Source organism: Ramlibacter tataouinensis (assembly GCF_001580455.1).
In the GTDB taxonomy this organism is placed as follows: domain Bacteria; phylum Pseudomonadota; class Gammaproteobacteria; order Burkholderiales; family Burkholderiaceae_C; genus Ramlibacter; species Ramlibacter tataouinensis_B.
The window spans coordinates 527,336-539,391 of record NZ_CP010951.1 but is presented as its reverse complement, the minus strand read 5'-3'; the positions used below and the strand labels follow the sequence as shown (position 1 = coordinate 539,391).

Annotated in this window: 14 protein-coding genes and 1 tRNA gene; 12 read left to right on the top strand and 3 right to left on the bottom strand. The window is 67.4% G+C overall.

Going from position 1 to position 12,056, the window contains the following annotated elements; all coding sequences use genetic code 11:
- The first annotated feature begins 90 nt into the window (after positions 1-90).
- A complete protein-coding gene (gene tsaD / locus UC35_RS02575) occupies positions 91-1,125 on the top strand; it encodes a tRNA (adenosine(37)-N6)-threonylcarbamoyltransferase complex transferase subunit TsaD (RefSeq protein WP_061495890.1) in 1,035 nt (344 codons plus the stop codon).
- A gap of 34 nt (positions 1,126-1,159) precedes the next feature.
- Here the strand turns inward: tsaD and UC35_RS02570 are convergent, their stop codons facing one another.
- A complete protein-coding gene (locus tag UC35_RS02570) occupies positions 1,160-1,540 on the bottom strand; it encodes an Hsp20/alpha crystallin family protein (protein WP_061495889.1) in 381 nt (126 codons plus the stop codon).
- 198 nt (positions 1,541-1,738) lie between these two features.
- On the opposite strand from UC35_RS02570, the gene UC35_RS02565 reads away from it, so the two are divergent.
- Together UC35_RS02565 and UC35_RS02560 are read left to right on the top strand one after the other, a co-directional pair.
- Entirely contained in the window at positions 1,739-2,959 is a 1,221-nt protein-coding gene (locus tag UC35_RS02565; RefSeq protein ID WP_061495887.1) for a branched-chain amino acid ABC transporter substrate-binding protein, read from the top strand.
- Positions 2,960-2,969: 10 nt separating this feature from the next.
- Positions 2,970-4,130 carry a pyridoxal phosphate-dependent aminotransferase gene (locus UC35_RS02560; protein ID WP_061495885.1) on the top strand — a complete coding sequence of 387 codons (1,161 nt, stop codon included), beginning with the start codon at positions 2,970-2,972 and terminating at the stop codon, positions 4,128-4,130.
- Positions 4,131-4,351: 221 nt separating this feature from the next.
- Here UC35_RS02560 and UC35_RS02555 read toward each other — a convergent pair whose 3' ends face one another.
- Both UC35_RS02555 and UC35_RS02550 read right to left on the bottom strand, forming a co-directional pair.
- The gene (locus UC35_RS02555; protein WP_061495883.1) at positions 4,352-4,678 is read right to left on the bottom strand and encodes an RNA recognition motif domain-containing protein; all 327 of its coding nucleotides are present in this window, start codon (positions 4,676-4,678) and stop codon (positions 4,352-4,354) included.
- Positions 4,679-4,909: 231 nt separating this feature from the next.
- Positions 4,910-5,146 (bottom strand): hypothetical protein, encoded by a 237-nt coding sequence (locus tag UC35_RS02550; RefSeq protein WP_145979313.1) that lies wholly within the window; start codon positions 5,144-5,146, stop codon positions 4,910-4,912.
- 239 nt (positions 5,147-5,385) lie between these two features.
- Here UC35_RS02550 and rpsO point away from each other — a divergent pair, with 239 nt between their 5' ends.
- From rpsO to UC35_RS02505, 9 genes are all read left to right on the top strand, one after another.
- Complete coding sequence (gene rpsO / locus UC35_RS02545) at positions 5,386-5,646, top strand: 30S ribosomal protein S15 (RefSeq protein WP_061495879.1); 261 nt, start codon at positions 5,386-5,388, stop codon at positions 5,644-5,646.
- 187 nt (positions 5,647-5,833) lie between these two features.
- Positions 5,834-8,077: a polyribonucleotide nucleotidyltransferase gene (pnp, locus tag UC35_RS02540; protein WP_061495877.1), complete on the top strand. Its 2,244-nt coding sequence runs from the start codon at positions 5,834-5,836 to the stop codon at positions 8,075-8,077.
- On the top strand, positions 8,074-9,063 hold the full coding sequence (locus UC35_RS02535) for an NAD(P)H-quinone oxidoreductase (RefSeq protein ID WP_061495874.1): 990 nt from the start codon (positions 8,074-8,076) through the stop codon (positions 9,061-9,063). Before pnp ends, UC35_RS02535 begins: the two co-directional genes overlap by 4 nt.
- 12 nt (positions 9,064-9,075) lie before the next feature.
- Positions 9,076-9,819, top strand: coding sequence for a triose-phosphate isomerase (gene tpiA / locus UC35_RS02530; protein ID WP_061495872.1), 744 nt, complete (start codon positions 9,076-9,078; stop codon positions 9,817-9,819).
- A gap of 45 nt (positions 9,820-9,864) precedes the next feature.
- Positions 9,865-10,275, top strand: coding sequence for a preprotein translocase subunit SecG (secG, locus tag UC35_RS02525; RefSeq protein WP_061495870.1), 411 nt, complete (start codon positions 9,865-9,867; stop codon positions 10,273-10,275).
- A gap of 132 nt (positions 10,276-10,407) precedes the next feature.
- A tRNA-Leu gene (locus UC35_RS02520) sits at positions 10,408-10,492 on the top strand.
- 59 nt (positions 10,493-10,551) lie between these two features.
- Entirely contained in the window at positions 10,552-10,923 is a 372-nt protein-coding gene (locus tag UC35_RS02515; RefSeq protein ID WP_061495868.1) for an NADH-quinone oxidoreductase subunit A, read from the top strand.
- Between the two features lie 32 nt (positions 10,924-10,955).
- Positions 10,956-11,435, top strand: a complete 480-nt coding sequence (locus tag UC35_RS02510; protein WP_061495865.1) for a NuoB/complex I 20 kDa subunit family protein — start codon at positions 10,956-10,958, stop codon at positions 11,433-11,435.
- A 4-nt stretch (positions 11,436-11,439) separates the two neighbouring features.
- The gene (locus UC35_RS02505) at positions 11,440-12,054 is read left to right on the top strand and encodes an NADH-quinone oxidoreductase subunit C (protein ID WP_061495863.1); all 615 of its coding nucleotides are present in this window, start codon (positions 11,440-11,442) and stop codon (positions 12,052-12,054) included.
- The last annotated feature ends 2 nt before the right edge of the window (positions 12,055-12,056 follow it).

Sequence of the window (12,056 nt, the reverse complement as noted above, 5' to 3'; positions counted from 1 at the left end):
ACTGGCCCTAGACCCCAGCAACAAGCATGCCGCGATGGGTAGAAGCCCGCGCAGCGGCAGAGGAAAGAGTCGGGCCGTTAAACTCCCCGCATGATCGTGCTGGGGATCGAGTCGTCCTGCGACGAGACCGGCGTCGCGCTGGTCGAGGCTGCCGCCGGGACGCAGGTTCCGGTGCTGCGCGCGCACGCGCTGCACAGCCAGATCGACATGCACCAGGCCTACGGCGGCGTGGTGCCCGAACTGGCCAGCCGCGACCACATCCAGCGCGTGCTGCCGCTCACCGAACAGGTGCTGTCCGATGCCGGCTGCGCGCTCGCCGACATCGACGTGGTCGCGTACACCCGCGGACCGGGGCTGGCCGGGGCGCTGCTGGTGGGCGCCGGCGTCGCCTGCGCGCTGGGCGCGGCCCTTTCAAGGCCGGTGCTGGGCGTGCACCACCTGGAGGGGCACTTGCTGTCCCCATTCCTCAGCAGCGATCCGCCGCAGTTTCCCTTCATCGCGCTGCTGGTGTCGGGCGGCCATACGCAGTTGATGCGCGTCGACGGCGTGGGGCGCTACGAACTGCTGGGCGAATCCATCGACGACGCGGCGGGCGAGGCCTTCGACAAGAGCGCCAAGCTGCTGGGCCTGGGCTACCCGGGCGGGCCGGCGCTGTCGCGCCTGGCCGAGCAGGGCGATGCCCGTGCGTTCAAGCTGCCGCGGCCCCTGCTGCACAGCGGCGACCTCGACTTCTCCTTTGCCGGCCTGAAGACGGCCGTGCTCACGCAGGCCAAGAAGCTCGGCGATGATCTCGAGGCGCGCAAGGCCGACCTCGCCGCGGCCACGCAGGCCGCGATCGTGGACGTGCTGGTCAGGAAGTCGATCGATGCGCTCGAACGCAACGGCATGAACCGGCTGGTGGTGGCCGGCGGGGTGGGCGCGAACAAGTCGCTGCGCGCCGAGTTGAGCGCCGCGTGCCGGAAGCGCGGCGTGCGGGTGCACTACCCGGAACTGCACCTGTGCACCGACAACGGCGCGATGATCGCCCTGGCTGGGGCGATGAGGCTGCAATCGGGCATAGAAAAGGCCAGCGAGGTCTACGCGTTCGACGTGAAACCGCGCTGGCCCCTGTCCGAGATCAGCTGACCTTGACGCGCCGGGCGGCGCGCCTTCGGACGGGTTACTTCACCTCGATCGTGCGTGCGGTGCTGACCGGCTTTTTCTTCGCCAGCGACAGCGCGAGCACGCCATTCTCGAGCTTGGCGACGGACGCCTCCGCATCGATGTCTTCGGCCAGCTCGTAGGCCGCCTTGTAGGGGCGCTTGGCTTCGGCACGGGTTTCGATGCGCACGACCGGGCCTTCGATCGAGATGGCCAGGTCCTCGCGGGCGACGCCGGGCATGTCGATGCTCAGGTTCCAGGCCTTCTCGTCCTGCTCGAGCTGGAGGCCCGGCTTGCCGTTGCCGAAGAAGGCATCGTTGACGAAGCGCTCGAAGTTGCGGTCGAAGGAGCGCAGTGACGGGGCGACGGCGCGGGTGCGAACGACGGGTGCGAAAAACATGTGGGCTCTCCTTGACAGACGGGCGGACCGGGAACGAAATCGTTCCACCAGGTCCCTTACACTGCGCGGCTTTCACCTTGATCGCCGCATGCCATGCATCTGTATGCAGCGACTTTCTTTTCAAGGGTTCCAGAGGAGATCGCACTCATGAAAATTCAACGCCGCAGGCTCTTGAAAACGCTGGCCGCAACGCTATGTATGCCGGCCCTGGCCCACGCGCAGACGGCCGGCGCACCGATCAAGCTGGCGCTGGTGGAGGGCCTCTCGGGCGGCAATGCCAATGGCGGCGAGGCCGTGTTCCGCAACCTGGTGTGGGCGGTCGAGCGCGTCAACGAGCGCGGGGGCGTCAGGACGCGCGAGGGCGCACGCACGCTCGAGCTCACGCGCTACGACAGCAAGGGGCAGATCGAAGAGGCGCTGTCGACGCTGCGTTCGGCGATCGACGACGGCGCGCGGGTGATCCTGCAGGGCAACTCATCCGCGGTCGCGGCGGCCCTGATCGAGGCGATCAACCGCCACAACGAGCGCGAGCCGCAGCGCCGCGTGGTGTTCCTCAACTATTCGGCGGTGGACCCGGCGCTCACCAACGACAAGTGCAGTTTCTGGCATTTCCGCTTCGACGCCCACGCCGACATGCGCCTGACGGCACTGATGTCGGTGCTGCGCGAGGACAAGGCCGTGAAGTCGGTGTACCTCATCAATCCCGACTACAGCTTCGGGCACGCAGTGCAACGCGAGGCCAAGCGCCAGCTGGCCGAGCAGCGGCCCGACGTGCGCATCGCCGCCGAGGAACTGCACCCGCTGTTGCGGGTCAAGGACTTCGCGCCCTACGCCACCAAGATCAAGGCGAGCGGGGCCGACGCCGTGATCACCGGCAACTTCAGCAACGACCTCACGCTGCTGGTGAAGGCCGCGCGCGAAGTCGGGTTCGACGGACGCTTCTACACTTTCTACGGCAACGCGCTGGGCGCGCCGGCGGCGATCGGCGACGCCGGCATCGGCAAGGTGCTGGCCGTGGCCGACTGGCTGCCCAACGTGCCGGCGCCGCAAAGCGATGCGTTCTACCAGGCCTTCCGCAAGCGCTACCCGAACCCGGCCGACGACTACGTGCACATGCGCCTGCAACTGATGATCGAGGCACTGGCGCAAGCCATCGAGAAGGCCGGCACGGCCGATGCGCTGCCGCTGGCGACTGCGCTGGAGCAGACCTCGGTCTCCTTCTCCGGCTGGACCGGGCGCATGCGCGCGGCCGACCACCAGTTCCAGCAGCCGCTGGTCGTCGGCGTGATGGACCGGCTGGGCACGCCGGGCGTCAAGTTCGACGTCGAGGGCTCGGGCTATGGCTTCCGGGTGGTGCGGCAGATCCCGCCGCCCAAGGCCGAAATGCCCCACAGCTGCAAGATGGTGCGCCCTGCTTGATACTCGGGCGATGCGCAGTACTGTCCAGAACCTCGAAGAATCCAAGATCCGCGAAGTCGCCAATGCCGGCATGGGGCGCAGCGACGTGCTGGCGTTCTGGTTCGGCGAGAGCGACGAAGTCACGCCGGACTTCATCCGCGAGGCCGCCATCGCGTCGCTCAGGCAGGGCGAGACCTTCTATGCCCACAACCTGGGCCTGCCGGAACTGCGCGAAGCGATCGGCGCCTACACCTCGAAGCTGCACGGGCCGGTCGGCGCCGGGCGCATCGCGGTCACCTCCGGTGGCGTCAACGCCCTGATGCTGGCCTGCCAGGCGCTGGTGGACGCCGGCGACGAGGTGGTGGCTGTCACGCCGGTCTGGCCCAACCTGACGGCGCAGGCCCTGATCATGGGAGCGAAGCTGCGGACCGTGCCGCTGCGGCCGCAAGGCGGCGCCTGGCAGCTGGACCTGCAGGCCCTGTTGGCGGCCATCACGCCGGCCACCCGGCTGCTGATCGTCAATGCGCCGAACAACCCCACCGGCTGGACCCTGACCCGGGACGAGCAGCGGGCCATCCTGGAGCACTGCCGCCGGACCGGGACCTGGATCCTGGCGGACGAGGTCTACGAGCGCCTGTACTTCGACCCCACGCCCAACGGCTGCGCGCCGAGCTTCCTGGACATCGCGCAGCCCGACGACCGGCTGGTCATCGCCCATAGCTTCTCCAAGAGTTTCCTGATGACCGGCTGGCGCCTGGGCTGGCTGGTGATGCCGCCGGCCATGACGCACCACATGGGCAAGCTCATCGAGTTCAACACCTCCTGCGCCAGCGTCTTCACGCAGCGCGCCGCCCTGGCTGCAATCACGCACACCGACGATGTGACGCCGCGGGTGGTGGCGCACCTCAAGGCCTGCCGCGACACCCTGGTGCCCCTGTTGCAAGCGCTGCCGGGCGTGGAGCTCAGCCCTGCGAAGGGCGGCATGTACGCCTTCTTCAAGCTCGACGGTTTCGACGATTCGCTGGTGCTGGCCAAGCGCTTGGTGGCCGAGGCGGGGATCGGCCTGGCGCCGGGCAATGCCTTCGCGCCCGAGGCCCAGGGCTGGCTGCGCTGGTGCTTCGCCTCCCGGGATCCGGGGCGATTGGAAAAGGGCGTGCGGCGCCTGGCGGGCTGGCTGCGATCGGGCGGCTGAGCGCGGCCCTCGAGGCGGGGGGCGACTGAAATCAGCGGGCGCCGCCGGCGCCGCTCGTCATCGGCGCATGCCAGCCGCGGCCGCAGCCCGGCGTTCGGGCAGGTGCCTGAACATGATGTGCCCCTTGGTCAGGGCGCAGGGGGAGAGTTCCAGGAGCAGGGCGGAAGGTGTCCGCACTGAGCGCGGGAATCCACCCGCGCTGCTGGAGCCGCTGGACGGGCTTAGTAGGAGCGACGACCGCCGCCGCCGTAACCACCGCCGCCGCCGAAACCACCGCCACCCGTGCGGGGCGCGCGCTGTTCCATCGGGCGGGCTTCGTTCACCACGAGACCGCGGCCGCCGTACTCTTGGCCATTCATGCCGCGGATTGCGGCCTCGGCCTCCGCGTCACTCGACATCTCGACGAAGCCGAAGCCCTTCGAGCGGCCGGTGTCGCGGTCCATCATGACCTTGACGCTGTTGACGGTGCCGAACTGGCTGAAGGCCTGTTCCATGTCGCTGTCGCGGAAAGTGTAGGGCAGGTTGCCCACGTAGATTCGATTGCCCATGAGGGACTCCATGAAAGTAGAAAGCTAGGGTGCGATAAAGAGCCCGGATGCAATCACAAATTCATGGGATTCATTCGAAAAGGCAAAACTGACCGATCACCGCGAGAGTCGCAGGCGCCTGCGCGCGCTGCAACCCGTATTATCGGTCAAACCGCCGCGGCGGTCCGAAACACCCTGCAGATGAGTTGGACAGCGTGCGCAATCACGCCTGTTTCGAAGGCCCCTGCGTCATCAGGCCGGACGCCCGGGCGACATCACGAGTGACCAGCGGCCCCAGGCCGCGTCGGTGTCGCGGCGCGCCGCCAGCCACCTGGTGAATTCTTCGCTTTTCAGCGCGGCCTCGGGCTCGCCCGCAGCCTCGGCATTCGCGAAAACCTGGTCGAAGCGTCGTTCGGCAGCGGCTTCCAGCGATTCGATCTCTACCGCTGCAGCTTCCATGAGGGCAAGCTCTTGCGCCCGATCATTCATATCAAGTCCCCTTACGTTGACGGCTAGTATGAGGCATCGCCCGCACCGCCTGCGGAATGCAACTGCAGAGTTACCCTTTGGCGAAGCGGCGCAGGCCCACCCTCCGGGGTTGTCGCGCATGAGCTCCGGGGCGGTGAAACGGGAGGCGGGCTATAATGGGCGGTTCCGCATCCTGCGGAGCGCACGTTGGGCGGCAGTTCCAGCCCCCAACGCAAGTTAAAACCACTCAAGGAAACCGCATGAGCATCAATAAGGCCGAGATCGTCAAGGCCAACGCGCGCGGCGCGAACGACACGGGCAGCCCCGAAGTGCAAGTCGCGCTGCTGACTGCCCGCATCAACGAACTCACCCCGCACTTCAAGACCCACGCCAAGGACCACCATGGCCGCCGCGGCCTCCTGCGCATGGTGAACCGCCGCAAGAGCCTGCTGGCGTACCTGAAGGACACGGATGCCGACCGCTACACGGCGCTGATCGGCAAGCTGGGCCTGCGCAAGTAAGCGCAAGCCTGAATGAAGGGCGCCTGAGCAAGCAAGAGGCTGGCTCAGGCGTTTTTCGCATCCGGAGAGACCCAAACCGACCACGCGCTGTGTCATTCCAAGAGCGGCCCCGCAAGGGCCACTGCTGGAATGGCATCGTGTTCGGCCAAGTCGCTCCGACTCCCAACCACAACAAGGAGAGTCGAACATGAGCATGTTCAACAAGGTCACCAAGAGCTTCCAATGGGGCTCGCACACCGTCACGCTGGAAACGGGCGAGATCGCCCGCCAGGCTTCGGGTGCCGTCATCGTCAACATCGACGACACCGTCATCCTCGCCACGGTCGCCGCTTCCAAGGCTGCCAAGCCCGGCCAGGACTTCTTCCCGCTGACGGTCGACTACATCGAGAAGACCTACGCCGCCGGCAAGATCCCGGGCAGCTTCTTCAAGCGCGAAGCCAAGCCGAGCGAGCATGAGACGCTGACCTCGCGCCTGATCGACCGCCCGATCCGCCCGCTGTTCCCGGAAGGCTTCTTCAACGAAGTGCACGTGGTCATCCACACGCTGTCGCTGAACCCCGAAGTCGACGCCGACATCGCCGCCATGATCGGCACCAGCGCCGCGCTGGCCGTCTCCGGCATCCCCTTCGCCGGCCCGATCGGCGCTGCGCGCGTGGGCTACGTCAACGGTGAATACGTCCTGAACCCGGGCCAGACGGCGCGCAAGATGTCCGACATGGACCTGGTCGTCGCCGGCACCGAATCGGCGGTGCTGATGGTCGAATCCGAGGCCCTGCAGCTGTCCGAGGAAGTCATGCTGGGCGGCGTGGTCTACGGCCACGAGCAGGCCAAGATCGCCATCAACGCGATCCACGAGCTGGTGCGCGACGCCGGCAAGCCGGTGTGGGACTGGCAAGCGCCGGCCAGGGATGAATCCTTCATCGCCAAGGTGAAGGGCATCGCCGAAGAGAAGTTCCGTGCGGCCTACCAGATCCGCAGCAAGCAGGCCCGCACCCAGGCCCTGCGCGAGGCCAGCGCCTCCGTGCACGCGGCGCTGAAGGCCGACGGCGTCGAGTTCGACGCCGTGAAGGTCGACGACCTGCTGTTCGGCATCGAGTCCAACATCGTGCGCAGCCAGATCCTGGCTGGCGAGCCGCGCATCGACGGGCGCGACACCCGCACCGTGCGCCCGATCGAGATCCGCACCGGCGCGCTGCCGCGCACCCACGGCTCGGCGCTGTTCACCCGCGGCGAGACGCAAGCCCTGGTGGTCACCACGCTGGGCACCGAGCGCGACGCGCAGCGCATCGACGCGCTGATGGGCGAGTACGAAGACCGCTTCATGTTCCACTACAACATGCCCCCCTTCGCCACCGGCGAAGTGGGCCGCATGGGCTCGACCAAGCGCCGCGAGATCGGCCACGGCCGCCTGGCCAAGCGCGCGCTCGTCGCCTGCCTGCCGTCCAAGGAAGAGTTCCCCTACACCATGCGCGTGGTGTCCGAGATCCTGGAATCCAACGGCTCCTCGTCGATGGCCTCGGTCTGCGGCGGCTGCCTGTCGCTGATGGACGCCGGCGTGCCGATGAAGGCGCACGTCGCTGGCATCGCCATGGGCCTGATCAAGGAAGGCAACCGCTTCGCGGTGCTGACCGACATCCTGGGCGACGAGGATCACCTCGGCGACATGGACTTCAAGGTGGCCGGCACGACCAACGGCATCACCGCCCTCCAGATGGACATCAAGATCCAGGGCATCACCAAGGAGATCATGCAGGTCGCCCTGGCGCAGGCCAAGGAAGCGCGCATGCACATCCTGGGCAAGATGCAGGACGCGCTGGGCGAGGCCAAGACCGAGGTCAGCACCTTCGCGCCGCGCCTGTACACGATGAAGATCAACCCGGAGAAGATCCGCGACGTGATCGGCAAGGGCGGCGCCACCATCCGCGCGCTCACCGAAGAGACCGGCTGCACGATCGACATCGCCGAGGACGGCACCATCACCATCGCCTCGACCGACGCCGACAAGGCCGAATTCGCGAAGAAGCGCATCGAGGAGATCACGGCCGAGGTCGAGGTGGGCAAGATCTACGAAGGCCCGATCACCAAGCTGCTGGACTTCGGCGCGCTGGTGAACCTGCTGCCGGGCAAGGACGGCCTGCTGCACATCAGCCAGATTGCGCACGAGCGCGTGGAGAAGGTCACCGACTACCTGAGCGAAGGCCAGGTTGTGCGCGTGAAGGTGCTGGAGACCGACGAGAAGGGCCGCGTCAAGCTGTCCATGAAGGCGCTGCTCGAGCGTCCGGCCGGCATGGGCGACGAGCGTCCGCCGCGCGAGCCGCGTGGCGACCGTCCGCCGCGCGAGCCCCGCGAACCGCGTGAGGCCCGCGAGCCGCGTGAGCCGCGTGAGCCGCGTGCGCAGGAAACCACCGTCGACACGCCGCCGCAAGAGTGAAAGCGGTCGAGATCAGCGCCTTCGGCCCGCCCGGCGTGCTGCGCCTGGGCGACCGGCCTGCGCCCGTGCCGGCCGCGGGTGAGCTGTTGATTCGCGTCACGGCCAGCGGGATCAACCGTCCCGACGTTCTGCAGCGCACCGGCAACTATCCGGTGCCGCCAGGCGCTTCCGACATCCCCGGGCTGGAGGTGGCGGGCGAGATCGTTGGTGGTGACGACCCGGAACTGGCCGCGGCCGGCTTCAAGAAGGGTGACCGCGTGTGCGCGCTGGTGGCCGGCGGCGGCTACGCCGAGCTGTGCGTCGCGCCCATCGGCCAGTGCCTGCCGGTCCCGAAGGGCCTGTCGGACATCGAGGCGGCCTCCTTGCCGGAGACCTTCTTCACCGTCTGGAGCAACGTGTTCGACCGCGGGCGCCTGCAGCCGGGCGAGACCTTCCTGGTCCAGGGCGGCACCAGCGGCATCGGCGTGACTGCCATCCAGATGACCAAGGCCCTGGGGGCCGGCAAGGTGATCGCCACCGCGGGCAGCGACGACAAGTGCCAGGCCTGCCTGAAACTCGGCGCCGACGCCGCGATCAACTACAAGACCCAGGATTTCGCCCAGGAGGCGAAGCAAGTCACCGGCGGCAAGGGCGTGGACGTCATCCTCGACATGGTCGCCGGCGGCTACGTCGCGCGCGAGCTCGAATGCCTGGCCGAGGATGGTCGCGTGGTGATCATCGCCGTGCAGGGCGGGACCAAGAGTGAAGTCAATGCCGGCCTGGTGCTGCGCCGCCGCCTGACGATCACCGGCTCCACGCTGCGCCCGCGTCCAGTCGCCTTCAAGGCAGCCATCGCCGCCGCGCTGAAGAAGAACGTGTGGCCGCTGATCGAGGGCGGCAAGATCAAGCCCGTGATCCACAGCACCTTCCCCGCCGCCGATGCATCCAAAGCCCACGAGCTGATGGAATCCAACCAGCACGTCGGCAAGATCGTCCTGACCTGGTAGAGACGGAAGAACATGCCTCAAAACAAGCTGATCGCCGGCAACTGGAAGATGAACGGCAACCTGGCGGCCAACGAGGCCCTGGTGCGCGCCGTGGCCGCGGGGATGGGCGAGGCGCGCTGCGAGGTCGCAGTCTGCGTGCCGGCGCCCTACCTGGCGCAGGTCAACGCGCTGCGCGCCGGCACCCGGCTCGAGCTCGGCGCCCAGGACGTGTCGCAGCACGCGCAGGGCGCCTACACCGGCGAGGTCTGCGCGGCCATGCTGAGGGAATTCGGCGTGCGCTACGCGATCGTGGGGCACTCCGAGCGCCGCCAGTACCACGGGGAGACCGATGCGCTGGTGGCCGAAAAGGTCAAGGCGGCGCTGGCCGGCGGCGTCACGCCCATCGTGTGCGTGGGCGAAACCCTCGCCGAGCGCGAAGCCGGCCAGACCCAGGACGTGGTCAAGCGCCAATTGGCGGCCGTGATCCACGTCAACGGCCACTGCATCAGCGAGATCGTGGTCGCGTATGAGCCGATGTGGGCGATCGGCACGGGCAGGACGGCCACGCCGGAGCAGGCGCAGGAAGTGCACGCGCTGCTGCGCGCGCAACTGAAGGCCGCCACCGGGCATGCCGAGCGCGTGCACATCCTCTACGGCGGCAGCATGAACGCGGGCAATGCCGCGCAGCTGCTGGCTCAGCCGGATATCGACGGCGGACTGGTCGGCGGCGCCTCGCTGAAGGCCGCGGACTTTCTGCAGATCATCGCCGCCGTCTGAGCTTTCAGGGCGCGCGGACAAAAAAACCTAGGAGTGACAGGACAAATGAACGTATTGCTCACCATCATCCTCGCGGCCCAGATGCTGACCGCGCTGGCCATGATCGGGCTCATCCTCATCCAGCACGGCAAGGGCGCGGACATGGGCGCGGCCTTCGGCAGCGGCGCCTCGGGCAGCCTCTTCGGCGCCTCGGGCAGCGCCAACTTCCTCTCGCGCACCACGGCTGTGCTTGCCGCCGTGTTCTTCATCTGCACGCTGGCGCTGGCGTATTTCGGCAACCTGCGGGCCCCCGAATCGGGCAGCGTGCTTGAACGCGCCGTCGTTGCGCCGCCGCCCGCACCCGCGGCCTCCGGGGCAGCGCAGATCCCCGGCACCGCGGCGCCCGCACAGTCCGGAGCCACGGCGACGCCGGCTGCACCTGCGGCATCAGGGGCTGCGCAGATCCCGACGAAATGAAGTGACTAAAGTGACGGGGCTTCGTAAGCAACAGCTTCGAAACAGCTTCGTTTCAGGGTAAACTCCTAGGCTGTCCGGACGGCAACAAAAATCACAAAAATCCTCGCGTCGGTCCGGGCGAGTTAGCAAACCGCCGTCGTGGTGAAATTGGTAGACACGCTATCTTGAGGGGGTAGTGGCGAAAGCTGTGCGAGTTCGAGTCTCGCCGACGGCACCAAACAAAAAAGCGGTCTCGCGGCCATGCCCGCGGGCCCCAGCGGTGACGAGAGCCCCTAGATGAACCTTGACCAGTACCTGCCTGTCCTTCTGTTCATCCTGGTCGGGGTTGGCGTCGGGGTTGCCCCGCAGCTGATTGGCTGGGGCGCAGCCCGGTTCCTGGGCTTCCAGAAGCCCGACGCCGCAAAGAACTCTCCCTACGAATGCGGCTTTGAAGCCTTCGAGGACGCGCGCATGAAATTCGACGTGCGCTACTACCTCGTGGCCATCCTGTTCATCCTGTTCGACCTCGAAATCGCGTTTCTCTTCCCCTGGGCCGTGGCGCTCAAGGACATCGGCGCGGTCGGCTTCTGGTCGATGATGATCTTCCTCGCCATTCTCGTGGTGGGGTTCATTTACGAATGGAAGAAGGGCGCGCTCGACTGGGAGTGACATCCCGGCACGTGCCGCGCAGGACAACCGCCATGGCAACTGAAGGCATTCTCGACAAGGGCCTGGTCACGACGACCGTGGACTCCGTCATCAACTGGGCCAAGACCGGCTCGCTCTGGCCCATGACTTTCGGCCTTGCATGCTGCGCGGTGGAGATGATGCACGCGGGCGCCGCGCGCTACGACATCGACCGCTTCGGCATGCTGTTCCGGCCCAGCCCGCGCCAGTCCGACCTGATGATCGTGGCCGGCACGCTGTGCAACAAGATGGCGCCGGCGCTGCGCAAGGTCTACGACCAGATGCCCGAGCCGCGCTGGGTGCTGTCCATGGGCTCGTGCGCCAACGGCGGCGGCTACTACCACTACAGCTATTCGGTGGTGCGCGGCTGCGACCGCATCGTGCCGGTGGACGTCTACGTGCCCGGCTGCCCGCCGACCGCCGAAGCCCTGCTCTACGGGATCATCCAGCTGCAGCAGAAGATCCGCCGCACCCAGACGATCGCGAGGGCCTGACGCGATGACGACCACCGCTTTCGCCGTCGACCCGGCTGCTCTCCAGCAAACCGTCACCACCGTCCTGGGCCCCCTGGCCAAGCGCGTCGACCTGAGCGTCGGCGAGGTGACCGTCACGGTCGCGCCGGACAACTACCTGGCCGCCGCCAAGGCATTGCGCGACGCGCCCGGCTGCCGCTTCGAGCAGCTGCTCGACCTGTGCGGCGTGGACTACTCCGGCTATGGCAACGGCGAGTGGGACGGCCCGCGCTATGCCGTGGTCTCGCACCTGCTGTCCGTGAGCCTGAACCAGCGCGTGCGCCTGAAGGTGTTCCTGGCCGACGACGACCTGCCGGTGGTCGACTCGGTGACGCCGCTGTGGAACTCGGCCAACTGGTTCGAGCGCGAGGCCTTCGACCTGTACGGGATCGTGTTCGAGGGGCACAGCGACCTGCGCCGCATCCTGACCGACTACGGCTTCATCGGCCACCCGTTCCGCAAGGATTTCCCCGTCTCCGGCTACACGGAGATGCGCTACGACGCGGAGCGCCAGCGCGTCATCTACCAGCCCGTGACCATCGAGCCGCGCGAGATCACGCCGCGGATCATCCGCGAGGACAACTACGGGGAGCTGCAGTGAGC